Below are 24,351 nucleotides of genomic sequence, written 5' to 3' on the forward strand. Positions count from 1 at the left end.
CAATTCTCCGCGACGTTGCGAGCCATGTCCGGTCTTCGCCTTGCAGTTCTGATTGTCGCAACTTCGTCCATCTGCACCTTGCCGGCATTCGCAGCGGCCGAGAGCAGCTATGTCTATTGCGACAACGGACTACGCTGCTTCAAGGCGCCCTGCCCGTCGAACAGCGCGCTCGACCTTGCCACCGGCACCATCACCAAGGGCGCGTCGATCGACACCAGCGGATTGCCGCAGGCCGACGAGGCGATAACGGCCCAGTCCGACGTGCTTTATAGCGGAAAGATCGTCGTCAGGGGCTCGATCGAGCACCGCATCCAGACCTTCACCGGCAAGGAATACAGCCTGCCTTGGCTGGTCGCGACCCGCATCGTGCGCACCGCCAAGGACGGCGAACGCAAGCACTGTTCATCGCACTGATCCGTCATCCGCGACTCGCTGCCGATCAACCCCCAGCAGCCTCTCCACCGACACGGCGATCCGCAGCAGATGCCGGTCATGGCCATTGCGCGCCACGAGCATCAGCCCCATTGGCAGCGATGGCCCCGGCATCGGCAACGAGATCGCGCAAAGGTCGAACTGGTTGGCGACCTGGGTGTTGCGCAGCAGCAGGCCTTCGGTGCGATCACGCAACTCTGCATCCTCGGCCATGGAAGCGATGGCCGGCGCCGTCACCGGTGTGGCTGGCAACGCCAGCACGTCAACCGATGCCAGCCGCTCATCCATGGCGGCGGCCAGCGCGGCACGGCGGCGGAGCGCCCTGATATAGACCGGCGTCGGCAGCAGCGCCGCCCGCGACAATGGCCCGCTGACATGCGGGTCGACCGGCACGGATGCGCCTGTCGCCAGCCAGTCGGCATGCACTTCCGCGCCCTCCATCGCCGCGATCGATCCGCGCCTGGTGGCCGCGCGTAGATCCGCGATCATGTCGTCGATCGACAGATCCGTAATGTGTGCGCCAGCCTGTTCGATCTTGCCAAGACAATACTCGAAGGCGGATCCAACCTCGCCTTCCGTGTCGCCGAAAAGAACGCCGCGCGGAATGCCGATGCGAAGCCCGGCGAGTGGAATGGCCACCAACTCCTTCAGCGCTTCGCCGGCCATCACCGCGTCGGCGGCGGCGCATATCGAGACGGTTCGGGCAAGCGGTCCGACCGAGTCCAAAGTGCCCGAAAGCGGAAAGGTGCCAGAGAGCGGGACGCGCCGTGCAGTCGGCTTGAAACCGACGACGCCGTTGAGCGCCGCCGGAATGCGGATCGAGCCGCCGGTGTCGGAGCCGATCGAGATGTCGCTCGTCCCCTCGCCCACGGACACGCCGGCGCCCGAGGACGACCCGCCTGGAATGCGGCTGGCATCAACGGCGTTGCCTGGCGTGCCGTAATGCATGTTGTCGCCGATCGCGGTGAAGGCGAACTCGGTCATGTTGGTCTTGCCGATGACGACCGCACCGGCTTGCCGAAGCCGGCTGACGATGGCGGCGTCGCGCTGTGCCGGCGCGGCGGTCTTGCGCATCAGCGACCCGGCCGTGGTCGGCTCGCCGGCGACATCGAACAGGTCCTTGATCGAGACAATGGTGCCGTCGAGCGGGCCGAGTGTCACGCCCACTCTTTTGCGGGCATCGCTGGCGTCAGCCGCGACCCGCGCCGCTTCGGCATAGAGCTTCGTAAAGACCTTCTCGTCCGCCGCACGGTTGGCAAGACGTGACAGGATGATTTCGAGGCGGTCGCGGATTGGTTGCATGTTGGTGTCGGACTCCGCCAGGATGGAACGTCTTTAAGGCAAGCAGCCGTTGGGACTGCAGAAGGGATAACCCGGCCAGCGTGCCTTTGCACCTGCCAGCGACAGGAAGATACTGATGCTGTACAAAGGCAGCTGCCATTGCGGCAAGGTTGCGTTCGAGGTGGAGGGCGAACTTGAGGGCGTCGTGCGCTGCAATTGCTCGATCTGCGCCCGCAAGGGTGCGCTGCTATGGGCCGTGCCACACGACAAGCTTACGCTCGTCGCCTGGGGCGATGACCTCGGCCGCTACACATTCGGCGAAACGAAGATAGCGCACCGCTTCTGCCGAACCTGCGGCATCCATCCTTTTGCCGAGGACACCAGCGAAGGCGGCGAACGCAGCGCCTACATCAACATCAATTGCGTCATCGGTCCCGACCCGTCCACCTTGTCGATCTTCGAGTTCGACGGGCGGGCCGTCTAAGCTTCCCATCATCCCCTATCGGTGGCCGTTGCGAGAGACTATTCGGCCTTTGGGCCGCGCAGGAACACCGCGATGGCCGCCAGCAGCGTCGCGGCGCCGCAATAGGCAAACGCGCTGCCGACACCGGCATGGTCGACCAGCAGCCCGCCGAAGACGGCGCCCATCGCAATCGCTACCTGGAAGGTCGCCACCATCAGGCCACCGGCGCTTTCAGCCTGGTCGGGCGCTGCCCGCACCAGCCAGCTCTGCAGCTCTAGCGGCACGCTTGGGATCACTGTGGGGCGAAAGGGCCAAAGGCGCTGCCGGAACCTTGCTGAAAGTCCCGGCAACTGGCGGTGAAGCGACCAAGGGCGAACTGCCGTCTGAATCCTACTGGACCCAGAAAGCCAATGAGATGCATGACGACGCCTGCCTCTCGGAGACGGAATGCGTGATCCTGCTGATCAACGACACGCCTTACGAGACCTACCTGCCGAAATAGCCGCGCCCTATGACGCGTGCCGCAGGCTGACACCACTGCCCTTGTCGAACAGCACCACCTTGTCGGGATTCCAGGCAAAGCGCACCGGTTGCTCGACCGCGACATCGGTCCTGGCCGGCACCGTGGCGCGAAGCGTTGTATCGCCGACCCGCAGCGTCAGGATCTTTTCCACGCCATGGTTCTCGACGTCGTGGACACGCGCCTCGACCGGTGCGCCGCTTTCCAGATAGACATCCTCCGGACGAATGCCGAAGACGAGCGGGCGACCGTCGGTCGCCGCACTCGCCCCAGCCCCCGTAAAAATCTTGGCCGCCCCCGCGAAGGGCAGTTCGAAATTCAATGGCGCCATCACCGCGCGGCCGTTAACCAGCCTGCCGTCGATGAGGTTCATCGGCGGCGAGCCGACGAAGCTCGCCACATAGGTGTCGCGCGGATTGTTGTAGATCTCGTGCGGCGTGCCGGTCTGGATGATGCGGCCATGGTTGAGCACGCCGACCTTGTCGCCCATCGACATCGCCTCGATCTGGTCGTGGGTCACGAACAGGAAGGTGGCGCCAAGCTGTATCTGCAGGTTCTTCAATTCGGTGCGGAGCGCCTCGCGCAATTTGGCGTCGAGCGCCGACAGCGGCTCGTCCATCAGGAACACGCGCGGCTTGCGCACGATGGCACGGCCGATGGAGACGCGCTGCATCTCGCCGCCGGACAGGCGGTCGGTCTTGCGATCGAGCAGATGCTCGATCCGCAGCGTGCGGGCGGCGCGGTCGACGCGGTCCTTGATCTCGGCATCCGGCAGCCGGCGGATCTTCGGCTTCAGCGGAAATTCGAGGTTTTCGCGCACCGTGTAGCGCGGGTAGAGCGAATATTGCTGCAGCACCAGCGCCACGTCGCGCTCGGCCGCACCCCAGTCGGCGACGTCGACGCCGTCGATGAAGACCTGCCCCTCGCTCGGCTTCTCCAGGCCGGCGATCAGCCGCAGCGTCGTCGTCTTGCCGGCGCCCGTCTCGCCGAGCAGGACAAAGAATTCGCCATCGGCGATGTCGAGGTCGAGCCCGGTCAAGGCCGTGTGGTTGCCGAAAGTCTTGGAGATGTTCTTGAGCTGGATATGGGCCATCAGAGCCTCACCTCAAGCGACTTGCCGCTTGCCTTGTCGAAGAAATGCGCCTGGGTCGGATCGATTCGGGCAAACACCTTCTCGCCCGGTCCGGCAACGAAGCCGCTCTTGGTGCGGGCCCGCAGCATTTTCGAGCCAACCTTGAGGTCGACGATGTCGAAGGAGCCGAGCGGTTCGACGATCTGCGTCTCGACGGCCATAAAGCCATCGGCCGCGTCACGACGAATGAGGACGCCTTCCGGCCGGATGCCAAGTGCGAGTTGGCCGCTAGCGTGGCCGTTGAGTTTCGACAGCAGCGCCCGCGGAAACTCGAAGCCGGAAGCCGCGCCACCAACGGTGACCGAGGCCGATGACGTTGTTTCGGCAACCGCCGCGTCGGCGACATTCATCACCGGACTGCCGACGAATTGGGCCACGAACAGATTGGCCGGCCGCGAATAGACCTCGTCGGGCGTTCCCACCTGCTGCAGCACGCCCTCATGCATGATGACGATACGGTCGGCGAGGCTCATCGCCTCGATCTGGTCGTGCGTGACATAGATGGTGGTCGAGCCCTGCTTGATATGCAGCCGCTTGATCTCGGCCCGCATCTCCTCGCGCAATTTGGCGTCGAGCGCGCCGATCGGCTCATCCATCAGCATCGCCTTCGGCCGCCGCACCAGCGCCCGGCCGATCGCAACGCGCTGCATGTCGCCGCCCGAAAGCGCCGACGGCTTCTTCGCCAGCAGATCCGTTATCTGCAGCGTCTTGGCGACCGAGCGCACTTCCTGGTCGATCTCGCTTTTGCTCTTGCGCGTGGCGCGCAACGGAAAGGCGATGTTCTCGTAGACGCTCATATGCGGGTAGAGCGAGAATGACTGGAACACCATGGCGATGTCGCGGTCGGCTGCCTTCAGATGCTGGACCGGCTTGCCGTCGATGAGGATGTCGCCCTCGTCGATGGTTTCCAGTCCGGCGATGGCGCGCAACGTCGTCGTCTTGCCGCAACCGGACTGGCCGAGCAGGACGATGAACTCATTGTCCGCGATCTTGAGGTTGAGATCCTTGATGACCTGGACGGCACCAAAGAATTTCTGGACGCCGCGAAGCTCGATCTGGGTCAATGCTGTGCTCCCGGATTTCGCGCGTCCCCGGCATGACCGGTGCCGGCCTGTTCCTCGGGTGCGATCTTCGAGGTGATGTTGAAGCCGATCAGCCCGATCAGGATGATGGTCAGGCCGTAGGTGTGCAGGGTCATGTTCCAGGGCTGGCAGAGGGCCACGATGCCGAGCACCATGAGGATCTGTGAACCCGGTTCCAGATATTTCTGATTGATGGCGCGAAAGCTCATTTGCGGATCGCTCCGAAGGACATGCCGCGCAACAGATGGTTGCGGAGCAGGAAGGTGAAGATGGCGACCGGCAGCAGGAACAGGAAGGTGCCGGCGGCGATCACAGTCCAGTCCGGCAGGCCCGAGCCGACCTGGCTCGGGATGAAGGGCGGCGCCGTCTGGGCGCGGCGGTTGGTCATGATCAGCGCGAACGCGTATTCGTTCCACGCCGTGATGAAGCAGAAGACAGCGGTGGCGGCGATGCCGGTGGCGGCCTCCGGCAGCACGATCTTGAAGAAGGCTTCCATGCGTGTGTAGCCGTCGACCAGTGCCGCCTCCTCATATTCCTTCGGGATTTCATCCATGAAACCCTTCATCAGCCACACCGAGAAGGACAGGTTGAAGGCGGTGTAGAGAATGATCAGCCCGACGTGGGTATCGTTGAGGCCGACCGCGCGGTACATCAGGAACATCGGGATCGCGACCACCACCGGTGGCAGCATGCGTGTCGACAGGATGAAAAAGAGCAGGTCCGCCTCCCCCTTCACCCTGAAGCGCGAGAAGCCATAGGCGGTGAACGTGCCCATGCCGACGGCCAGCACCGTCGAGGTGATGGCGATGATCAGCGAGTTCAGGAAGCGGCTCGGATAGCCCGACCACTGCACCTGGCCCTTGCCGTCGCGCACGATCTTTTCGCCACCGTCGAAGACGACGCGCTCCCACCATGGGGCCGCCGCGTACTCTTCCGGCGACGGCGGACTGCGCAATTGAGAGCGCTTGGTGAACAGCTTCACGAACGGCGATATCTCCGGCTGGAAGACAACGGTCGGCGGAATCGTAGTGGCAAGATTGCGCGGCTTGAACGCCGTCGAGGCGATCCAGTAGATCGGCGCCAGGAAGATGATCGTCACCAGCAGCACGGCGACTATGGCGACGCGGTTGAAGGTGATTTCGGAAGAAGTGCGGACGGCGGCCATCTCAGCGCTCCTTCACCTTGTTGAGATATTTGACGTAGATGTTGGTGATCGCCAGCACCATGATCAGCACGATGTAGGCCATCGCGCAGGAGCGCCCGGTCTGCCATTCCTGGAACGCCATCTTGTAGAGCCGGATCGAGATCAGCTCGGCCGTCGGCTGGCTGGTCAGGATGTAGGCGAGATCGAAGGTCTTGAAGGCTTCCATGGTGCGGAAGATGACGGCGATCATCAGGATCGGCGCGACCAGCGGCAGGGTGATGCGGAAGAACGTGTAGAACGGCCCGGCGCGGTCGATCGCGGCGGCCTCATAGAGATGCTTCGGCACCGCCGACAGCCCGGCCAGCGACAGCAGCATGACGAAGGGCGACCACATCCAGATGTCGGTCAACGCAACAGCGTAGAGCGCCATCTTGGGGTCGGCCAGCCACTCGAAATTGCCGAGCCCGAGCGCATAGTTGATAACCCCCCATGACGGGTCGTAAAGCAGTTTCCAGAACAGCCCGACCACCGCCATCGACAGCATCATCGGCAGCAGCAGCAGCGTGGTGATAAGACCCTTGAGCGGAATGTCCCGGTTGAGCAGCATCGCCACGCCGAAGCCGACAAGCAGCTGTCCGACGACCGAGACAATCACGTATTTCGCCGTGATGGCGAAGTTCGACCAGACATAAGGGTCGTTGAGCAGGTCGCGATAATTCTGCAGCCCGACGAAATTCGCCGGCGCGTTGGTCGACGCGCGGAAGTCGGTGAAGGAATAGCCGAGCGAGTAGATCAGCGGAAAAATGTTGAAGACGATCAGGAACAGAACCGTCGGGATGATGAAGAGATTGCGGATGGAGATATCGCTTAGGCCGCGTGCCGCGGCGCGCGAGGATCTGTCGAGGGTGGTGATCATCGTGGTCGCCAAGACCCTGCTCCCGGTTCAAGAAAAAGAAACGGAGGAGGCGACACCGCCCCCTCCGCGGGACATGAAGGATTATTGGACGCGGCCGTATTTCTTGAAGGTCGCGTTCCAGTCTCCAGCCAATGCGTCCAGCGTTTCCTTGGCGGTGCCGCTGCCGCCGATCATGTAGGGGTAGACGCGCTGGTTGAGCTGCTGCAGCAGCTCTGCGTATTCCGGCACTGCCCAGAAATCCTTCACCTTGAACATGGTCTCGTAGAAGGCCTTGTTGTAGGGTGTGGCGTTCTGGAACTCAGGCGACTTGAGCACCGCCTGGCTGCAGGTATAGCCGCCAAGGGCCGCCCACTTCTTCTGGGTCTCGTCCTTGATGAACCATTCGAGGAACTTCATCGCCTCGTCCTGCTTCTTCGAGTACGAGATGACGGAGATGCCTTGCCCGCCGAGTGCGGCGAACTGGTCGCCATTTGGGCCGGGAGGGTTGGCGAAGAAGCCGGTGTTCTTGGCATTCGGGTTCGACGCTTCGTTGATCAGCGAGGGGAAGAACGCGAAGAAGTTCATGCTCATCGCGGCCAGGTTTTCCGTGATTGCCTGGTTGTCCTCGACGAAGAACGATTTGGCCCAGCCCGGAGGCGTGAACTTGTAGAGCTCCTTGTAAGCATCGAGCGCGGCCACCGCCTTGTCGGAGTTGATGTGACCGTCAACCTTGTAGGTCGTGTAATCGCCCAGCTCACCGCCATAGGAGAACAGCGCGTTCTCAAAGCCCATCGCCATCGCGTCGTAGGAATTGTCGGTGTAGATGGCGATGCCGTATCTCTTCTGATCCGGCCGGTGGAAGAACTCGGCGATGTCGCGCAGCGCCTTGAAATCCTTCGGCACGTCGAGGTCGTAGCCGTATTTGGCTTTGAAGGCTTCCTTTTCCTTGGGATCCTCGAACCAATCCTTGCGATAGGACCAGCCGACGGCGTCGCCCTCAAGCGGGATCGCCCAGTATTTGCCGCTGTTGCCGGGATACTCGGCATAATATTTCACCGTCGCCGGCGCCATGACGTTGCCGAGATCATGCTTCTTGAAGAAGTCGGTCAGGTCGACGTAGTGGCCGCCGGTGGAGCCGGCGCCGAGCCACTGCGAGTCGCCGACGACCAGGTCATAGGCGTCGCCATGGGCGTTGAACTCGGTAAATGCCTTGGTCTGGAAGTCGGACCAGGGCGTGGTCTCCACCGTGATCTTGACGCCGGTTTCCTTCTCGTACTCGTTGCCGAGTTCCTGCAGGTAATTGGCCGGATCCCATTCCGCCCAGAAGATGGTGAGCGACTTTTCCTGCGCGTAGACGGACGTTCCGCAGGCAAGCGTTAAGCCGATACCAGCAAGCATGCTGGTCACTAACTTGCGCATAATGATTTCCTCCCTTGTGCGCATTCTACCTTGTCGTACGAGCCAGCGACGGAGCCGGCCCTGGTAGTTCCTCCCGTGGTCGCGCTTTTCCGAATTCGGAGCCTCCTCGCTCTGTCCGGAAATGGATCGCAGCCCTCACTTTCGATCCGCTTATCTTCCTTGATCTGGTATTACCAATCCTGCGGCGACGTCAAGCCCTTTCTTGAAAGCCGGCATGGGTCGTTACTGTCGAATCAAAGCTTTATCTGCCTGTTTTCCCATGATTTTCCTACTCAACGATATACATTGACCTTGCCCCATGACCGCATTTTGGGTTAGGATCAGCGGTACGCAGGCAAATCTGGTCGAACCAGATTGGGGCTATTTCGCCGCTCCTGAAGCGGACTCATCACCACCATAAGCCGACTCCGCGATTGCCGTGCGCACCAGCGCACTCGCCGCCCATTGCGCCACCGACATCATCCGGCGGCTGTCCAGGCCCCATATATCCTTGAGCACGATCAGCACCTCCACGCCGAAGATCAGCGACAGCGCCTGCGCCAGCCGCTTGAAGTCGCGCGGCGGCAAGCGGCCCTTGAGCGGCGTCAGCGCCTCCTTCAGCAATTCGACGCGATGGCCGCGCGTGAAGGCCGGCTCTCCGCCCAACGTGCCCGCCTGGCGCCTCGCCCATTGATCGAGCGACAGCTTCAACGCAGCCTTGAACGTGGCCTCGAAAGCCTCGATGCGGGGCATGGCCGTATCGAACAGTTGGGCGACGCGGCGCTCGGCATCGGCGGCGGTGGACTTCCAGGTCAGGATTGGCCCCAGCCCCTCGTCGACGACAGCCTGCACCAGGGCTGCCTGGCTGGGGAAATAGCGGTAGGCCGTGGCCCGGGAGACCTCGGCTGCCTCCGCCACCTCGCTGACCGAAGGCGTCCCACCCGCCTGCATCAGCCGCGTGGCCGTCTCCAGCATCAGCCGCTTTGTCCGCGCCCGCGGTCCGCGCTCGGCTCTCTCCCCGGCGTTGTCGTCTGTTGCTGGTTGTTGACGTGAGACATCCATGCCAATACGATACGCGCGTCTCAAAAATTTGCAATGGCAGCCCTTTTCCTGGAGTGGCCACGTTGACGCTCTACGGCGCACAAAGCTTTCATCTGACGAGCATCACCACCTTCGAACCAACCAGCAGAGGGAGGCGCGGATGAAGCGCATCCATGTGGTGGGCACCGCCGACACCAAGGGCGAGGAACTCGCCTTCCTGGCCGATGCGATCGCCGCGACGGGTGCCGTCGTCTGCCGTGTCGATGTCGGCACGCGAGGCGCGACCGTGCCGGTCGACGTCTCGGCTGAAGAGGTCGCCGCCCATCATCCCGATGGCCGCGGTGCGGTGCTCGGCATCGACGACCGCGGCAGATCGGTTGCGGCAATGGCTGGGGCCTTCACGCGCTTTGTCCAGTCCCGCGACGACATATCGGGCATCATCGGCATTGGCGGCGGCGGGGGCACCTCGATCATCACAGCGGGCATGCGCGCGCTGCCGCTCGGTCTGCCCAAGCTCATGGTCTCCACGCTGGCCTCGGGCGACACCGCCCCCTATGTGGACGTGTCCGACATCATCATGATGCCATCGGTGACCGACATGGCCGGCCTCAACCGGCTGTCTCGTGTCGTGCTGCACAACGCCGCCCAGGCGATAGCGGGCATGGCGGTCAATCCGGCGCCTGCAGCGGACGGCAAGGCCTCGATCGGCCTCACCATGTTCGGCGTCACCACGCCTTGCGTGACGGCAATCGCTGAACACCTCCGCTCGACTTATGATTGCATGGTCTTCCATGCCACCGGCACCGGCGGCCGCAGCATGGAGAAGCTGGCCGACAGCGGCCTGCTGTCGGGTGTCATCGACATCACCACGACGGAGGTCTGCGACCTGCTGTTCGGCGGCGTGCTGCCGGCGACGCAGGATCGTTTCGGTGCCATTGCCCGTACCAAGCTACCCTATGTCGGCTCGGTCGGCGCGCTCGACATGGTCAATTTCTGGGCGCCATCGACCATTCCGGAGCATTATCGTGGCCGGCTGTTCTACGAGCACAATCCGAACGTCACGCTGATGCGCACGACCGCGCGGGAATGCCGCGCGATCGGCGAATGGATCGGCACAAGGCTCGCCCATTGCGAAGGCCCGGTGCATTTCCTGATCCCGGAAAAAGGCGTTTCCGCGCTCGACATCGAAGGCGGCGCCTTCTTCGATCCGGAAGCCGACGCAGCTCTGTTCGAAGCCGTCGAGCGCACCATCAGGCCGGGTGCGACGCGCCGCGTCACCCGCCTGCCGCTGCACATCAACGATCCGGACTTTGCCAAGGCGGCGGTCGCGGCCTTTCTCGACATCGCCAGACAGTGAGACCCAGACATGCCAGCCATACCGCGCAAGGACATACTGAAAAAGTTCCGGGGAATGATCGACAAAGGCGTGCCGATCGTCGGTGGCGGCGCCGGCACCGGCCTGTCGGCCAAGGCCGAGGAGGCCGGCGGCATCGACCTCATCATCATCTACAATTCCGGCCGCTACCGCATGGCTGGTCGCGGCTCGGCCGCCGGCCTGCTCGCCTATGGCAACGCCAACGAGATCGTCAAGGAGATGGCCTATGAGGTGCTGCCGGTGGTTAAGAAGACGCCGGTGCTGGCCGGCGTCAACGGCACCGATCCCTTCGTCATCATGCCGCTGCTGCTGGCGGAACTGAAGACGATGGGCTTTTCCGGCGTTCAGAACTTTCCCACCATCGGCCTGTTCGACGGCCAGATGCGGCAGAGTTTCGAAGAGACCGGCATGGGCTTCGGCCTAGAGGTGGACATGATCGCCGAGGCACACAAGCTCGACCTCCTGACCACGCCCTATGTCTTCAACCCCGAAGAAGCACGCGCCATGACCAAGGCGGGCGCCGATGTCGTCGTCGCCCATATGGGCGTGACCACCGGCGGCTCGATCGGCGCCACCTCGGCCAAGTCGCTCGACGACTGCGTCATTGCCATCGACGCCATTGCCGAGGCGGCGCGCTCGGTGCGCAACGATGTCATCCTGCTTTGCCATGGCGGCCCGATCTCGATGCCCGACGACGCCCGCTACATCCTCTCCCACGCCAAGGGCCTGCACGGCTTTTATGGCGCGAGCTCGATGGAACGGCTGCCGGCGGAAGCCGCGATCGCCGGGCAGACGGCGGATTTCAAGGCGGTGACGCTCGGCGCCGCCGCAAAGAACAAGAAGGGATGAGAGAGATGACCGACAGGAGCAAGGTGTTTGTCTACCCGAAGGACGTCAGCGCCTTCGGCTTCGACTGGGGAAAACTGTCTTTGACGGTGGCACCTGAAGTGAACGGCGCGACCCGCTTTTCCGGCGGCGTCGTCGACCTGCCCTCAGGCAAGGGCCATACCCGCCACAACCATCCGGGCGCGGAAGAGATTATCTTCGTCATCTCGGGCCATGGCGAGCAGATGGTCGAGGATGAGAAGGGCAATCCAGTGGTGGAGAAGGTCGGCCCCGGCTGCACCATTTACGTGCCGGAAAGCCGCTTCCATTCGACGCTCAACACCGGCGACGGGCCCATGCAGCTGTTCGTCGTCTATTCGCCGGCCGGGCCGGAACTGGGCCTGCGCGAACTGCCGGATTTCAGGCTGATCCCGCCAGGCAGTTGATCAATCTATTCTACTAGAGGCAGCGCCGCCCCGAAGGGCGGATGAGGGGCAGCGCCTGCCTCCAAAATTAGGCCGTCCCACCCCTATTCCATCCCCGGCCCCGATCGCCAAACATCACGTACCCGCTCTCGGTCACCGCCAGCGTATCCTCCAGCTTGATGAAGCCGCGCGTCGGGTGAAGCATGGTGGTCTCCACCGACAGCACCATGTTTTTCTCCAGCGGCTTGGCCGCATAGGTGCCTTCATAAGTCACTGGGTGGTTGGTCATCAGGAACGGCGCCTCGTGCGTGATCAGGCCCATGCCGTGGGCGAAGAAATCCGTATAGGGCGCGACCTTGGATGTCTTCAGCACACTCTCCGCATGAGAAATCATGTCGCCGCCAAGCGTGCCCGCCTTCACCTTCGAGAAGGCCGCCTGCTGCACCGTCTCGACCTCGGCCAGCAGATCCTCGAGCTCGGCATCGGGTTCGCCCAGAATGCCCATCCTGCAGAGATCGCCAATATAACCGTGATAATTGCCGCCGGAATCGATCGACAGCACCTCGCCCTTCTTCCACGCTTGCGGGGAGGTGGCGCGATTGTGGCTGGAGCCCAGCGTGAGCAGGCAATATTCGAAATGCGCACCGCGATTGGTCTCTTCGCGCCTGATCTGCTCGATCATCTCGGCCTTGGTCGTGCCCTCGCGCGCCCAGGCGATGGTCGCCAGCATGGAATCGGTGATCAGCTCGGAGGCCGTGCGCAGCTTCTCCAACTCCGCGTCGGTCTTGATGGCACGCATGCGTTCCAGCATGTCAGTCGCATCGATCAGCTTCGCGTCGGGCAATGCCTTGCGGATCAGCGCATAGGCGTCCGACGGCAGGAAACCGGGCTCGATACCGATGCGGGCATCGCCCTTGCCGATCTTCCTGACATGCTCGACGGCAAGATTGGCGGCGTCGAGGGTACCCCAGCAGGCGGCATGCAGCGTCGGCGTCCAGAACGGGTGGTTCTGGTGCTCGCCGCCTTCCATGCGGTTGCCGATATAGGCTGCATGATCCGGCCCGCCCTTCTCGTAGACCACGATCGGCAAATAGCGGCTGTGGCCGATCGCATCCATGGCGGCGAAGAAGATGAACTTGTAGCCGCCCAGCAGATACTGCGTGTTGTGCTTGGAGGTCGCGAGCAGCACGTCGATGCCGGCCTCCTCCATCAGCCGGTCGACCCTGGCCTGCTCGAACGGGATATCACTGACGGCACTCTTGCCCGGCGCAATGTTCATCACTCTCTCCCTGAATTGCCCGGGATCGGCGCTGTTTCGCACCCGATCCGCCGGCTCGCGATCAAATCTGCACCATTTTTCTCGCTCTGGTCCAGCCAGAATGTTACGAAGACAGCGCTGGGATGGTCACCAAAGCGTCATTTGTCCACATATCCGGAAATCTGGTCCTACCAGCCAACCGAATTGACTGGACTTGTGCTAAACTGGTCCAGCGGACGGAAATTTCAAAGCCAAGCAAGGATGCGCCAATTCCGTCTCTGGCGAAACCCTCGGCAAGGCCCATAATCCCGCCGCAAGGATGCCGATGCGCGCGCCGGCGTTCGAGGCCGCGCCCGGTCGGGTGGAGGAGAGGACGGAGTTCGATCATGTCAGGTTTCACCATTTCCAGACGCACCGTGCTTACCGGGTCGGCAATGCTGCTGGCGTCCACCGCCATGCCGGCCCTGGGCTGGACGCAGACGCCAAAGAAAGGCGGACGGCTCGTGCTTGCCGCCGATTCCGAGCCGCGCAATCTCAACCCGGCGATCGTCGCCTCCAACGGCGTTTTCTTCATCTCCAGCAAGATCGTCGAGACGCTGGCCGAAGCCTCCTTCGACGGCAAGGACGGGCTCGCGCCTCGGCTGGCGGTGAGCTGGGAAGGTGCCGCCGACGGTCTCTTGGCGACCTTCAAGCTGCGCGAAGGAGTCAAATGGCATGACGGCAAGCCGTTCACCTCGGCCGACGTCGCCTTCTCGGCGCTGCAGATATGGAAGCCGCTGCAGAATCTCGGCCGCACCGTGTTCAAGGACCTCAGCACGGTCGACACGCCAGACGATCTGACCGCCGTATTCAAATTCGCCAAGCCGACGCCGTTCCAGCTGATCCGCAACGCCTTGCCGGCGCTGTCGAGCGTGGTGCCGAAGCACATCTACGAAGTCGGCAAGATCGAGGACAACCCCGCCAACAACGCACCGATCGGTACGGGTCCGTTCAAGTTCGGCGAGTATAAGGCCGGCCAGTACTACCGGCTGACGAAGAACGCCGACTACTGGGGCAAGGACGAGCCCTATCTTGACGAGATCATCTATCAGGTCCTGCCCGACCGTACCTCGGCCGCCGCCGCGCTGGAGGCCGAGGAAATCCAACTCGCGGCTTTCTCGGCCGTGCCGCTGGCCGATCTCGACCGCATCTCCAAGGTTCCCGGCCTGAAGGTCATCACCAGGGGCTATGAGGGTCTGACCTACCAGCTCGTGGTCGAGATCAACCATCGCCGCAAGGAATTGGCCGACCTCAAGGTGCGCCAGGCCATCGCGCACGCCATCGACAAGGACTTCGTCGTCAAGACAGTGTTCCTCGGCTACGCCGCCACGGCCACCGGCCCGGTGCCGAAGAACGATCCGCAATTCTACACCGCCGACGTGCCGATCTATGCCTTCGACGTCGCCAAGGCCAACGCGCTGCTCGACGAAGCTGGTTATAAGAAAGGCGCCGACGGCAACCGCTTCTCGCTCAGGCTCTTGCCTGCCCCCTATTTCAATGAGACGAAACAGTTCGGCGACTACCTGCGCCAGGCGCTCGCGGCAATAGGCATCGACGCGCAGCTGGTCAACAACGACTCGGCCGCCCACATCAAGGCGGTCTATACCGACCACGCCTTCGACCTTGCGGTCGGTCCGCCGGTTTTCCGCGGCGACCCGGCGATCTCGACCACCATCCTGGTGCAGAGCGGCATTCCCGATGGCGTGCCGTTTTCCAATCAGGGCGGCTACAAGAATGACGCGCTCGACGCCCTGATCACCAAGGCCTCCGAAACGCTCGACACCACGGCGCGCACCGACCTCTACAAGGAGTTCCAGAAACAGGTCGCGGCCGACCTGCCGCTGATCAACGTCGCCGAATGGAGTTTTATCAGCGTCGCCAGTGACAAGGTCGGCAACATCGCCAACAACCCGCGCTGGGCGGTCTCGAACTGGGCGGACACATATTTGGAATCGTGACACACTCACGCGGATGAGAATTCGCGAGGAAAGCCGTCGGCAGCAGCCAATCCCCCTCCTTGAGGGGGAGATGTCCGGCAGGACAGAGGGGCGCGCCTGGGCTCGACATTTCGTTATGTCCCTTATCGCGCATTCGAGGTCCGCATGAATCGCGCCCTCGTCCTCCTGCGCCGTCGCCTCGTCGGCAGCATCTTCGTGCTTTTGATCGTCGCCATCGGCACTTTCCTTTTGCTAGAAGCAGCGCCCGGCGATGCGGTCGACGCGTACATCGTCTCGACCGGCGGCGACGCCGGCATGATCGAGCTGTTGCGCCACCGCTGGGGCCTCGACCAGTCGGAGCTGACGCGGCTCGCCAACTACCTCTGGGCACTGCTGCATCTCGATCTTGGCCAGTCCGTCACTTTTTCCCGGCCGATCCGGGGCGTCATCCTCGAGCGCCTGCCGACCACGCTCATCCTGATGGTCAGCGCCACCGCGCTCTCCTTTGGCCTCGGCTCGGTGCTCGGCATCTATGCCGGCGCCAGGCCAGGCAGCTTCCGCGACCGTTTTCTCTCCGTAGCCTCGCTGGCTCTCTACGCGGTGCCCGGCTTCTGGCTCGGCCTGGTGCTGATCGTGATCTTCGCCGTCGACCTGCGCTGGCTGCCGATCGGCGGCGTCGAGACGCTGGCCTCGGACAAGACCGGTCTCGACCGCGGCGCCGACATCGCCATCCATCTGGTGCTGCCGGTTTGCGCACTCGGTTTCATCTATCTGGCGCTTTATCTGCGCATGATGCGCGCCGGCATGGCCGAGGCCTGGCGCCAGGATTTTGTGCTGGCCGCCCGTGCCCGGGGGTTGTCGCGCCGCCGCATCGTGCTTGCTCATGTCGCCCGAAATGCGCTGCTGCCGCTGGTCACCATGCTCGGCCTGCAGTCGGCGCAGATGCTGGGCGGCAGTGTCGTCATCGAGAGCGTCTTTGCCGTGCCCGGCCTTGGTCGGCTGGCGCAGGAAGCGGTCGCCGCGCGCGACACGCCGCTGCTGCTCGGCATCATTCTTACCAGCGCCGTCCTGGTCATCGTCATCAATCTTGTCGTCGACATCGCCTACGCGTTCCTTGACCCGCGCGTCGGCGCCAGCGGGGCCGGTGCATGAGCCGTCTGCGCCGCTTTCTGCGCACGCCCGAGGCGGCCGCCGGTGCCATCATCCTGGCGGCGCTTTTCGCGATGGCGCTGTCGGCCTCGCTGCTGTTTCCCGGCGACCCGCAAGCCATTGCTGGCGCGGCGTTGCTGCCGCCTTTCCAGGACTGGTCGCTGCCGCTCGGCACCGACCGGCTCGGCCGGGACGTGTTGGCCGAGCTGTTTCATGGCGCCCGTACCTCGCTGGCCGTCGGTCTGGCCGCGGCGGCCGCGGCACTCGCTTTCGGCGCGGTGATCGGCACGCTGGCCGGCTTCGCCGGCGGCCTGATCGACGAGGTGCTGATGCGCGTCACCGATGCTTTCCAGACCGTGCCGGGCTTCCTGCTGGCACTGGCCTTTGTCAGCGTGGCTGGGCCCTCGCTCGGCGTCGTCGTCGTCGCAATAGCGCTCGGCACCTGGACGGGGCCGGCGCGGGTCGCCCGCGCGGAAGTCCTCTCCATTCGCGAACGCGACTATGTCGCCAGTGCCCGTGTCATTGGCATGCATCCCCTGGAAATCGCCTTTCGCGAGGTGCTGCCCAATGCCTTGCCGCCGATCTTGGCGATGTCGTCGGTGATCGTCGCCGCCGCGATCCTCACCGAAGCAGCCCTGTCTTTCCTTGGTCTTGGCGACCCCAACCGGGTCACCTGGGGTGGCATGATCGCGGAAGGTCGCGCTGTCTTGCGCACCGCGCCGTTCCTCTCGATCGTCCCGGGCATTGCGCTGGTGCTGACGGTGCTCGGCGTCTATCTCGCCGGCGAAGGCATCGTCGAGACGACGGCCGTGCGGAGGGGCCTGTCGTGACGGTACTGGCGTCGATCCGAGATCTGACGGTGACCTACCGCCGTGATGGCAGCGAGGTCGCCGCGCTGAAGAATATTATTCTCGATATCCAGCCAGGCGAACGGCTGGCCATCATCGGTGAAAGCGGTTCGGGCAAGAGCACGCTGGCGCTGGCGATCGCGGGATTGTTGCCGGCGAGCGCCAGGATTGAGGGGAGTATCGACTGGTTCATGCGATCACCGCCAACGTTGGGGGCCAAGGCACCCCCCTCCGGCAGGATAGAGGGGGGTGGGAAGGATCGCCTATCTCTCAACCGTCACAATCAAGCCTCCCTTGGCGGCCGCGACATCGGCTTCGTCTTCCAGGATCCGTCCGCCAGCCTCGATCCGGTAATGGCAGTCGGCAAACAAATCGCCGAAGTCGCGCGCACGCATCTCGGCCTCACATGGGCCCAAGCATATGCCAAAGCCAAAACCCTTCTCGAACGCGTCCGCTTGCCTGACCCCGACTCCGCCCTGCACGCCTTCCCGCATCAGCTTTCCGGCGGCCAGAAGCAGCGCGTGGCGATTGCCGCCGCGATTGCCGCCGGGCCGAAACTGCTGGTCGCCGACGAGGCGACCAGTGCGCTCGACACCATCGTGCAGGCCGAGATCGTCGCTTTGATTCGACGGCTTGTGGCCGAGGACGGCATGACGCTGCTGTTCATCAGCCATGACATTGCACTCGCCGCCGAGCTTGCCGAACGCATCGCCGTGTTCCGCCACGGCCAGTTGGTGGAGTTTGGCAAGACCGAGCAGATTGTCGAAGCCCCGACGCAAGCCTATACCCGCGCGCTGCTCGACGCCCATGTCGACCTCGACGCCGAGCCGCTGCTGCACCGAAGCAGGCTGAATGCATGAGCCTGCTGACAGTGTCCAATCTCACCAAACGCTACAGTCGCGGCGGCAAGACCCTTGCTGCGGTGAGCGATGTCTCCTTTCATATCGAGCCCGGCGAAACGCTGGCGCTGGCAGGCCCTTCCGGCAGCGGCAAGTCGACCATCGCGCGGTTGGTGCTGCGCCTGATCGAGCCGGATGGCGGACGCATTGAATTCGAAGGCGATGATTTCCTGGCTCTGGGCGGCTCGGCACTTCGAGCCCGTCGCGCGCGACTGCAAATGGTGTTCCAGGATCCACTGGCCGCCTTCAACCCGCGCGCCACGGTGGCGCGCGTCCTCGATGACCCCTTGCGCATTCATGGCGTCGCCCCGCGCTCGGAGCGCCCGCGCCGCATCGCCGCCTTGCTGGAGCGGGTCGGCCTTGCGGCCGATCTCGCGCCCCGCGCAATCCATGAAATCTCCGGCGGTCAGCGGCAGCGTGTGGCGATTGCCCGCGCCATCGCCACCAAGCCGTCGCTGATCGTGCTTGACGAAGCGGTGTCGGCGCTCGATGTCTCGGTGCGCGGCCAGATCCTCGATCTCCTGCTCGACCTGCAGCGCGAGGAACGGATCGCCTGTCTCTTCATTTCGCATGATCTTGGCGTCGTCCGGGCGGTCGCCCACCGCGTCATCCTTCTCGATGCCGGGCGGATTGCCGAGAGCGGCGATGCCCGAACCGTCATCGACGCGCCGCGATCGGCCATCGGCAAGGCACTGGTGGCGGCTGCGCCTAAATTGAACAGAAACAGACCATGATCCGCTCTTCGAACAAGATCACACCGACAGGACGGCCTACCCTCCAACCATCAACCTGACGACCTCGTCATGGTTGGTCTCGGAAATTTTGCGCTCGCCGGCCTGGACGCCGCGGCGCAGCACGACGATGCGGTCCGAGACCGCGAAGATATCCTGCAGATTGTGCGAGATGAAGATCACGCCGCGTCCTTGCGCCTTGAGCTGGTGGATGAGCGAGATCACCTTGCGCTGTTCCGGCACGCCAAGTGCCGCGGTCGGTTCGTCCATGATGAGGATCTGCGCATCCCAGTAGACAGCGCGGCCGATGGCGACGGCTTGGCGTTGGCCGCCGGAGAAATTGCTGACCGGGGCGTTCATCCGGCTGACGTGGAAATCCAGCCGCTTCATCGTCTCCCTGGCCGCCTCGGCCATGGCCTTGCGGTCGAGCACCGGCAGGAAGCCGAACGCCTTGCGCATCGGTTCGCGGCCAAGGAAAATGTTGGCGCCGATCGACAGATTGTCGGCGAGAGCCAGATCCTGGTAGATCGTCTCGATGCCTTTTTCGCGCGCCTCTTGCGGCGTCGCGAATGCCACCGGCTGGCCCCTGAGCAGGATTTCGCCGCCTGTCGGCTGGAACACGCCCGAGATTGCCTTGATCAGCGTCGTCTTGCCGGCACCATTGTCGCCGGCCAGCGCCACCACTTCGCCCGGCCGCACTGCCATGGAGAAATCGTTGAGCGCGCGCACGGCGCCGAAATGCTTGGACAGGTTGCGGACCTCGAGCAAGGGGGTGTTCTGGTCGGTGCTATTCATCCTGGCGGCCTCCACTGAACCGGCGCTGCGCCTGGTCTATGAGCACGGAAATGATGATGACGACGCCAACGGCGATGAACTGCCAGAACGGCGCGACATTGACGAAGACCAGCCCGTACTGGATGACCGCGATCACCAGCGCGCCGGCGACCGTGCCCAGGATGGTGCCGGAGCCACCGAACAGGCTGGCGCCGCCGATGACGACCGCCGCGACGCTGTCGAGCAGCAGCGGCTCGCCGGCTTGTGCCGCACCGGCCGTGAAGCGCGCCGCGTAGAGCGCCCCGCCAAGGCCGGCGCACATCGCCGACAGCACATAGAGCCGCAATATGTGGCCCCTGATGTCGATGCCGGCGCGCCGCGCCGCCTGCACATTGGCGCCGATGGCATAATTGTGCTGGCCGAACCGTGTCTGGCTGAGCAGATAATGCATCACGATGACGAACACGGCAGCGATCATGACCAGATAGGGCACGCCGTAGAACTTGCCATTACCGAGCAGCGCGAACCAGGAATTCTGAACCGGCACCGTCGTGCCGCCGGCAAGCAGGAAGGCAACGCCGCGCGCGACGCCGAACATGCCGAGCGTGCCGATGAACGGCGGCACCCTGAGGCGCGAGATGAGCAGGCCGTTGATGATGCCGGGCAAGCCGGCGACGATCACCGCGGCGAGGATGCCCGCCAGCATGGCCAGCGGCAAGGGAATGGCGGCGCCCGCCATATTGGTGGCATGCGCGGCAACGACGGCGGCAAGCCCCATGATGAACCCCAGCGACAGATCGATGCCGCCCGAAATGATGACGAAGGTCTGTCCGGTCGCAAGCAGCAGCGGCGCTATGGCAAAGATTGCGATGGATTGCAGGTTGAACGGGTTGAGCACGAACGTCGCGCCGAAGGCGAACCTCGACCATACCTCGAAACAGATGATCAGACCGGCGAGGAACAACCAGGCGCGCCCTTCGGCGATGCGTCCGATCAGGGTCCTGGCCGGATCGCCATGATCGGCCTGGGGGGCGACATGCTTCTCGGCCGGCTGGGCTGGTGATGTCGAGGTCATGAATACTCCGCGGCGCGGCTGCGTTCAAACAGGCCCCGCCTTTGGGAACCCGGCACGAGCTCCCCCCGGCGGACCGGGAGGAGCCAAGCTCGTCTTGACCTACTCGGAGTAGAGGTACTTCGAGATGTTCGGGTCGGCGATGTTGGACTTGTCCATGATCGTGAAGCCGGTGCCGATCGTGACCGGGATTGAATGGCCGGTCAGGTGGGCATAGGCCGAGACGACGCCGAAGTAGCCGATCTCGGCGGGATGCTGGGCGATCGCCACGTCCACCAGGCCGGTGTTGATGTTGTCGACGATGCTGGTCGGTGCATCGAAGGCAACGACCTTGACGGTGCCGCTCTGCCCGGCCTGCTTGACGCCGTTGGCCGCACCCAGCGCGGAGAACAGATTGGCGCCGAACACGCCGACCAGATCGGGATTGCGCGCGAAGACGGCCTGCAGCTGCGAGGCCGCCTTGTTGGCGTCGTCGTCATTGAATTGGGTCTCCAGCACGGTGATGCCCGTATGCTTGGCCATTTCCTTCTTGAAGCCTTCTTCGCGCTGGTCGGTGGTCGAGATGCCGGGCTTGACGTTCGACACATAGACCTTGCCCTTGTCGCCGACGGCGGTGGCAAGCGCACGCGCGGCGATCTCGCCGCCCAGAACATTGTCAGAAGCAATGTAGGCCAGCGGGAAATCGGCATCGCCAGCACCCGTCTGGTAGACGCCGCTGCCGATGAAAGTATCGACTGTTATGACCGGAATGCCGGCGTCGTTGGCCTTGCGCAGCGGCTCGACCAGCTGGACCTTGTCGGTCGGCGCGATCAGGATCGCATCCGGCTTCTTGGCGATGACCGCGTCGAGCACCGGCACCTGGGTAACCGGGTTGAAGTCCGGAGCGCCCTGGAAGACCAGGTTCACGCCGAGCGCGTCGGCGGCCGCTTGCGCACCCTTGCGCATGGTGATGTAAAAGCCATCGGTCGTGAGGCCCGGAATGAGCGCAATGGTGTATTTTTTGTCCTGCGCCTGCGCGGGCGCCATCAGCACCGTTGCGCTGACGGCAAGCGCCGCGAGCGCGGCAACGATCTTCTTCATGACATCCTCCTCATTGTTGGCAGTTCTGCCGTTTTCGGTGACATTGGAATGGCCGTTATCCGCTCAGAGGCAGGATGCTGACGGCCGGAACGCCTGTTTGCCTTTTCGCGGGCAGCTCCTCCCAAGCGCCCTCCAGTCTAAATATCAGCCGGCCGAGCCGACCGCGCAATCCCGTGCTCACTTTCCTCGCCTCCGCGAGGTCAGGGAACCATCGCGCCCGGCATCCTGCACGACGGGTCGGCAAATTGTAACACTTTGCAGAAATAAATTGCAACTCGGTTTTTCCGCGACTGCAACGCCGGCTTTCCAGACGCCTTCTGACTGCTCCTCCGAGCCCCGGGCGAACTATCGTCCCGACTCCCCGGCGACACAATCCATTTCGCAGCGGCTTCTCTCCGCACCGACAGCGCCGCATCAGTCCGCATATCTGCCGCTACCGCGTTGCAAGAACCGCGAGGATGGCCTGAGCCGTCTTGGTATCCGTCACCAGCGTGTTGATGAGCCCGGAACGAACGGCGCCGATGATGGCCGTCGCCTTCTCCGGCGAGGCTGCGACGCCGACCACCAGGGGCACGGCGCGAAGCTGCGCCGGCGACATGGCGATCATCCGGCTCTCCCCTTCCCAGGCGATCAGGGCGCCTTCCGCATCGAAATAATGGCGAAGGACGTCGCCAGCCGCATGGACCAGCGCCTGCTCGGTCGGCGTGGCGGCACTCGCCTCGGGTGGGTTGATGGCGTGCGGCAGGCCAATGCCGACGATCGCAACGTCGGTCCTGTCCCACAGCGCGACGGCATCGCGGATGGTGGCGTCTCCGAGGAAGACCTCGCGCAGTTCGCTGGACGGCAGATAGGGCGCATGGATAAAGTGCGGTGTCCCGCCAAACTCTTCGGCGGCGAGCCGCACGAATTCATTGACCTGGAAATGCGCCGCGTGCTGCTGCATGCCGCCAGTCGCGGCCACAGTCAGCACGCCCGGCATGCGCGGCAGGCCGGCTCGAATGACCTCGCGCACGGCGCGTCCCCAGCCGATGGCGACCACGGAGCCGGCCACCAGTTGCGCCTGCCTGAGCAAAGCGCCAAGCGGGGCGGAAAGCGCCGCCAGCGCGCCGGCCGCCGGCGTTTCGACAACGGCGGCGTCCCGCAATTTCAATCCGTCGACAAGTTGCCTGGTAATATCCTCCGGCGTCGCCAGGTCGATCACCTCGATGCGCACGATGCCTTCGGCCCGCGCCCGCTGCAGCAGGCGCGAAATCGTCGCGGTGGAGACACCGAGCTGCCGCGCTATGTCGACCTGCGACATCTCCTCCACATAGTGCAACTTGGCAACCGTGTGCAGCATCGTGCGCGATGCGGTCGCGTCCTGGGCGGAGGGAACAGACAGCTTGCAATTCCTTTCAGCAACGTGTTACACACGTATACGCCGATGCGAGTTATCGCGCAAATCCGATGAACTCGCAACTTGAGGCGATACCAGGCCAAACGCCGGCTGGGCTGCTTATCCCAGCAGCCGGCGATGCATCAGGCGGCAAACTCTTCCTGCCGGCAGGCGGGCAAACTGACCATTTGTTTTTGTTTCCACGGGATCAGCGCCTCGGCGCGCCAACATCGGACAGAAGAAAACCATGACCAGGATGACCACCGCGGAACTGCGCGGCTACCAGCAGATATGCGGCAAGGACGGAGCCATGGTGGCCATCGCTTGCGACCAGCGCGGCGGCATGCGCACCTTGTTGGCGTCGGCCCCCGAGGACCAGGCCAGGATCACCAACGACATGCTCGGCGACACCAAGGCCGACATCACGCGCTATCTCGCAAGTGCGGCGTCCTGCGTGCTGCTCGACCCACTCTGCGCGGTGCCGAGGGTTGTCGACGACGGCGTACTGAACCGGGATACCGCACTCCTCATCGGCCTCGACGCGTCCGGTTTCGACGTTTCGCCGGAGGGCTATCGCCTGTCGCGGCTGGTCCCCGGCATCGATGCGCGGCGCGTGCGCGAACTCGGCGGCACGGGCGGCAAGATCATGGTGTATCTCAGGGCCGACAAGCCTGAAGCCAACGAACACAACATCGCCATCCTGCGCCAATGCATCGCCGACTTCGGCAAAGAGGACCTGCTGCTCGTCGTCGAATTCCTGACCTATCAGCTTGAAGGGGAAAGCCCAGAGGACTATGCGGCCAAGACGCCCTGGCTGGTCGAGGAGGGTACGAGGATTTCGCTGGAATGCGGCGCGAAGGTGCTGAAGCTTCCCTATCCCGGAACGCCGGAAGCCTGCGCCAACATCACTGAAATGGCCGGCGAAGTGCCGTGGGCCGTGCTTTCGGCCGGCGTCAACCACACCACTTTCCTTGGCCAGGTCGAGGTCGCCATGCAAAATGGCGCCTCCGGCGTCATCGCCGGCCGATCGCTGTGGAAGGACTGCATCTCGCTCGATCGTGACATTCAGCGCGAAAGGCTTAAGACCATCGCGGTGCCGCGGCTGCGAGAGATCCAGGCGGTGATCGGGCACTATCGGCGGAAGGCTGCCGCCTGATATCCACGTTTGAGCGCCGG

Annotated in this window: 24 protein-coding genes and 2 pseudogenes; 12 read left to right on the plus strand and 14 right to left on the minus strand. The window is 63.7% G+C overall.

All coding sequences use genetic code 11. From position 1 onward, the window contains the following. Positions 1-24: 24 nt before the first annotated feature. Positions 25-414, plus strand: coding sequence for a hypothetical protein (locus tag FJ936_RS07835; protein ID WP_140787812.1), 390 nt, complete (start codon positions 25-27; stop codon positions 412-414). On the opposite strand, the gene FJ936_RS07840 is transcribed toward FJ936_RS07835, so the two are convergent. Then, the gene (locus FJ936_RS07840) at positions 403-1,734 is read right to left on the minus strand and encodes an amidase (protein WP_141906320.1); all 1,332 of its coding nucleotides are present in this window, start codon (positions 1,732-1,734) and stop codon (positions 403-405) included. The two genes, FJ936_RS07835 and FJ936_RS07840, sit on opposite strands and share 12 nt — an antisense overlap. Positions 1,735-1,849: 115 nt before the next feature. Between FJ936_RS07840 and FJ936_RS07845 the strand changes: the two genes are divergently transcribed. After that, entirely contained in the window at positions 1,850-2,197 is a 348-nt protein-coding gene (locus FJ936_RS07845; RefSeq protein WP_015315637.1) for a GFA family protein, read from the plus strand. A 38-nt stretch (positions 2,198-2,235) separates the two neighbouring features. On the opposite strand, the pseudogene FJ936_RS07850 reads toward FJ936_RS07845, so the two are convergent. Continuing rightward, positions 2,236-2,463: pseudogene (locus FJ936_RS07850) on the minus strand (MFS transporter); the annotation flags it as partial. On the opposite strand from FJ936_RS07850, the pseudogene FJ936_RS07855 reads away from it, so the two are divergent. Beyond that, positions 2,460-2,678 (plus strand): annotated as a pseudogene (locus FJ936_RS07855) (hypothetical protein); the annotation flags it as partial. The pseudogenes FJ936_RS07850 and FJ936_RS07855 overlap by 4 nt on opposite strands. A 7-nt stretch (positions 2,679-2,685) precedes the next feature. On the opposite strand, the gene FJ936_RS07860 reads toward FJ936_RS07855, so the two are convergent. The 7 genes from FJ936_RS07860 to FJ936_RS07890 all read right to left on the minus strand — a co-directional run bounded on the left by FJ936_RS07860 (position 2,686) and on the right by FJ936_RS07890 (position 9,409). Further along, complete coding sequence (locus tag FJ936_RS07860) at positions 2,686-3,789, minus strand: ABC transporter ATP-binding protein (RefSeq protein WP_140787808.1); 1,104 nt, start codon at positions 3,787-3,789, stop codon at positions 2,686-2,688. Further along, positions 3,789-4,892, minus strand: a complete 1,104-nt coding sequence (locus tag FJ936_RS07865) for an ABC transporter ATP-binding protein (protein ID WP_140618969.1) — start codon at positions 4,890-4,892, stop codon at positions 3,789-3,791. Before FJ936_RS07865 ends, FJ936_RS07860 begins: the two co-directional genes overlap by 1 nt. Beyond that, positions 4,889-5,119 (minus strand): hypothetical protein, encoded by a 231-nt coding sequence (locus tag FJ936_RS07870; RefSeq protein WP_015315634.1) that lies wholly within the window; start codon positions 5,117-5,119, stop codon positions 4,889-4,891. Before FJ936_RS07870 ends, FJ936_RS07865 begins: the two co-directional genes overlap by 4 nt. Beyond that, positions 5,116-6,075: a carbohydrate ABC transporter permease gene (locus FJ936_RS07875; RefSeq protein ID WP_140618971.1), complete on the minus strand. Its 960-nt coding sequence runs from the start codon at positions 6,073-6,075 to the stop codon at positions 5,116-5,118. Before FJ936_RS07875 ends, FJ936_RS07870 begins: the two co-directional genes overlap by 4 nt. A 1-nt stretch (position 6,076) precedes the next feature. After that, entirely contained in the window at positions 6,077-6,982 is a 906-nt protein-coding gene (locus FJ936_RS07880) for a sugar ABC transporter permease (RefSeq protein WP_015315632.1), read from the minus strand. A gap of 69 nt (positions 6,983-7,051) precedes the next feature. After that, on the minus strand, positions 7,052-8,368 hold the full coding sequence (locus tag FJ936_RS07885; RefSeq protein WP_015315631.1) for an ABC transporter substrate-binding protein: 1,317 nt from the start codon (positions 8,366-8,368) through the stop codon (positions 7,052-7,054). Positions 8,369-8,728: 360 nt separating this feature from the next. Then, a complete protein-coding gene (locus tag FJ936_RS07890) occupies positions 8,729-9,409 on the minus strand; it encodes a TetR/AcrR family transcriptional regulator (RefSeq protein ID WP_140787806.1) in 681 nt (226 codons plus the stop codon). Between the two features lie 139 nt (positions 9,410-9,548). Here FJ936_RS07890 and FJ936_RS07895 point away from each other — a divergent pair, with 139 nt between their 5' ends. From FJ936_RS07895 to FJ936_RS07905, 3 genes are read left to right on the plus strand one after another with little or no spacing between them, the layout of a single operon-like run. Next, positions 9,549-10,745, plus strand: a complete 1,197-nt coding sequence (locus tag FJ936_RS07895) for a Tm-1-like ATP-binding domain-containing protein (RefSeq protein WP_015315629.1) — start codon at positions 9,549-9,551, stop codon at positions 10,743-10,745. Between the two features lie 9 nt (positions 10,746-10,754). Further along, positions 10,755-11,612, plus strand: a complete 858-nt coding sequence (locus tag FJ936_RS07900; protein WP_015315628.1) for a phosphoenolpyruvate hydrolase family protein — start codon at positions 10,755-10,757, stop codon at positions 11,610-11,612. A gap of 5 nt (positions 11,613-11,617) precedes the next feature. Next, positions 11,618-12,034, plus strand: a complete 417-nt coding sequence (locus FJ936_RS07905) for a cupin domain-containing protein (RefSeq protein ID WP_140661659.1) — start codon at positions 11,618-11,620, stop codon at positions 12,032-12,034. A gap of 67 nt (positions 12,035-12,101) precedes the next feature. Here FJ936_RS07905 and FJ936_RS07910 read toward each other — a convergent pair whose 3' ends face one another. Beyond that, positions 12,102-13,292, minus strand: coding sequence for a Xaa-Pro peptidase family protein (locus FJ936_RS07910; protein ID WP_140618981.1), 1,191 nt, complete (start codon positions 13,290-13,292; stop codon positions 12,102-12,104). 365 nt (positions 13,293-13,657) lie between these two features. On the opposite strand from FJ936_RS07910, the gene FJ936_RS07915 reads away from it, so the two are divergent. The 5 genes from FJ936_RS07915 (at position 13,658) to FJ936_RS07935 (ending at position 18,877) form a co-directional block, all read left to right on the plus strand. After that, complete coding sequence (locus FJ936_RS07915; protein ID WP_140787804.1) at positions 13,658-15,268, plus strand: ABC transporter substrate-binding protein; 1,611 nt, start codon at positions 13,658-13,660, stop codon at positions 15,266-15,268. A 144-nt stretch (positions 15,269-15,412) separates the two neighbouring features. Further along, complete coding sequence (locus FJ936_RS07920) at positions 15,413-16,399, plus strand: ABC transporter permease (RefSeq protein WP_140787802.1); 987 nt, start codon at positions 15,413-15,415, stop codon at positions 16,397-16,399. Beyond that, on the plus strand, positions 16,396-17,226 hold the full coding sequence (locus tag FJ936_RS07925) for an ABC transporter permease (protein WP_140787800.1): 831 nt from the start codon (positions 16,396-16,398) through the stop codon (positions 17,224-17,226). The genes FJ936_RS07920 and FJ936_RS07925 overlap by 4 nt, the downstream gene beginning before the upstream one ends. Continuing rightward, positions 17,223-18,104 (plus strand): ABC transporter ATP-binding protein, encoded by an 882-nt coding sequence (locus FJ936_RS07930; protein ID WP_181171068.1) that lies wholly within the window; start codon positions 17,223-17,225, stop codon positions 18,102-18,104. Before FJ936_RS07925 ends, FJ936_RS07930 begins: the two co-directional genes overlap by 4 nt. Beyond that, positions 18,101-18,877, plus strand: coding sequence for an ATP-binding cassette domain-containing protein (locus FJ936_RS07935; RefSeq protein WP_140661654.1), 777 nt, complete (start codon positions 18,101-18,103; stop codon positions 18,875-18,877). Before FJ936_RS07930 ends, FJ936_RS07935 begins: the two co-directional genes overlap by 4 nt. 36 nt (positions 18,878-18,913) lie before the next feature. Here the strand turns inward: FJ936_RS07935 and FJ936_RS07940 are convergent, their stop codons facing one another. From FJ936_RS07940 to FJ936_RS07955, 4 genes are all read right to left on the minus strand, one after another. Further along, positions 18,914-19,669, minus strand: a complete 756-nt coding sequence (locus tag FJ936_RS07940; protein ID WP_140618990.1) for an ATP-binding cassette domain-containing protein — start codon at positions 19,667-19,669, stop codon at positions 18,914-18,916. Continuing rightward, positions 19,662-20,723, minus strand: a complete 1,062-nt coding sequence (locus FJ936_RS07945; RefSeq protein WP_140787798.1) for a ribose ABC transporter — start codon at positions 20,721-20,723, stop codon at positions 19,662-19,664. Before FJ936_RS07945 ends, FJ936_RS07940 begins: the two co-directional genes overlap by 8 nt. 99 nt (positions 20,724-20,822) lie before the next feature. Next, complete coding sequence (locus FJ936_RS07950; protein ID WP_015315618.1) at positions 20,823-21,800, minus strand: ABC transporter substrate-binding protein; 978 nt, start codon at positions 21,798-21,800, stop codon at positions 20,823-20,825. Between the two features lie 433 nt (positions 21,801-22,233). After that, positions 22,234-23,139, minus strand: a complete 906-nt coding sequence (locus FJ936_RS07955; RefSeq protein ID WP_140787796.1) for a sugar-binding domain-containing protein — start codon at positions 23,137-23,139, stop codon at positions 22,234-22,236. Between the two features lie 283 nt (positions 23,140-23,422). On the opposite strand from FJ936_RS07955, the gene FJ936_RS07960 reads away from it, so the two are divergent. Continuing rightward, positions 23,423-24,331, plus strand: a complete 909-nt coding sequence (locus FJ936_RS07960) for a tagatose-bisphosphate aldolase (RefSeq protein WP_140713127.1) — start codon at positions 23,423-23,425, stop codon at positions 24,329-24,331. Positions 24,332-24,351: the final 20 nt, after the last annotated feature.

The organism is Mesorhizobium sp. B2-4-13 (assembly GCF_006658535.1).
GTDB lineage: Bacteria > Pseudomonadota > Alphaproteobacteria > Rhizobiales > Rhizobiaceae > Mesorhizobium > Mesorhizobium australicum.

Bases quoted from the DNA above. Each gene is read 5' to 3' on its own strand.
- FJ936_RS07835 (WP_140787812.1), top strand. From the start codon at position 25: ATGTCCGGTCTTCGCCTTGCAGTTCTGATTGTCGCAACTTCGTCCATC.
- FJ936_RS07840 (WP_141906320.1), bottom strand. From the start codon at position 1,734: ATGCAACCAATCCGCGACCGCCTCGAAATCATCCTGTCACGTCTTGCC.
- FJ936_RS07845 (WP_015315637.1), top strand. From the start codon at position 1,850: ATGCTGTACAAAGGCAGCTGCCATTGCGGCAAGGTTGCGTTCGAGGTG.
- FJ936_RS07860 (WP_140787808.1), bottom strand. From the start codon at position 3,789: ATGGCCCATATCCAGCTCAAGAACATCTCCAAGACTTTCGGCAACCAC.
- FJ936_RS07870 (WP_015315634.1), bottom strand. From the start codon at position 5,119: ATGAGCTTTCGCGCCATCAATCAGAAATATCTGGAACCGGGTTCACAG.
- FJ936_RS07875 (WP_140618971.1), bottom strand. From the start codon at position 6,075: ATGGCCGCCGTCCGCACTTCTTCCGAAATCACCTTCAACCGCGTCGCC.
- FJ936_RS07885 (WP_015315631.1), bottom strand. From the start codon at position 8,368: ATGCGCAAGTTAGTGACCAGCATGCTTGCTGGTATCGGCTTAACGCTT.
- FJ936_RS07890 (WP_140787806.1), bottom strand. From the start codon at position 9,409: ATGGATGTCTCACGTCAACAACCAGCAACAGACGACAACGCCGGGGAG.
- FJ936_RS07895 (WP_015315629.1), top strand. From the start codon at position 9,549: ATGAAGCGCATCCATGTGGTGGGCACCGCCGACACCAAGGGCGAGGAA.
- FJ936_RS07900 (WP_015315628.1), top strand. From the start codon at position 10,755: ATGCCAGCCATACCGCGCAAGGACATACTGAAAAAGTTCCGGGGAATG.
- FJ936_RS07905 (WP_140661659.1), top strand. From the start codon at position 11,618: ATGACCGACAGGAGCAAGGTGTTTGTCTACCCGAAGGACGTCAGCGCC.
- FJ936_RS07910 (WP_140618981.1), bottom strand. From the start codon at position 13,292: ATGAACATTGCGCCGGGCAAGAGTGCCGTCAGTGATATCCCGTTCGAG.
- FJ936_RS07915 (WP_140787804.1), top strand. From the start codon at position 13,658: ATGTCAGGTTTCACCATTTCCAGACGCACCGTGCTTACCGGGTCGGCA.
- FJ936_RS07920 (WP_140787802.1), top strand. From the start codon at position 15,413: ATGAATCGCGCCCTCGTCCTCCTGCGCCGTCGCCTCGTCGGCAGCATC.
- FJ936_RS07925 (WP_140787800.1), top strand. From the start codon at position 16,396: ATGAGCCGTCTGCGCCGCTTTCTGCGCACGCCCGAGGCGGCCGCCGGT.
- FJ936_RS07935 (WP_140661654.1), top strand. From the start codon at position 18,101: ATGAGCCTGCTGACAGTGTCCAATCTCACCAAACGCTACAGTCGCGGC.
- FJ936_RS07940 (WP_140618990.1), bottom strand. From the start codon at position 19,669: ATGAATAGCACCGACCAGAACACCCCCTTGCTCGAGGTCCGCAACCTG.
- FJ936_RS07945 (WP_140787798.1), bottom strand. From the start codon at position 20,723: ATGACCTCGACATCACCAGCCCAGCCGGCCGAGAAGCATGTCGCCCCC.
- FJ936_RS07950 (WP_015315618.1), bottom strand. From the start codon at position 21,800: ATGAAGAAGATCGTTGCCGCGCTCGCGGCGCTTGCCGTCAGCGCAACG.
- FJ936_RS07955 (WP_140787796.1), bottom strand. From the start codon at position 23,139: ATGCTGCACACGGTTGCCAAGTTGCACTATGTGGAGGAGATGTCGCAG.
- FJ936_RS07960 (WP_140713127.1), top strand. From the start codon at position 23,423: ATGACCAGGATGACCACCGCGGAACTGCGCGGCTACCAGCAGATATGC.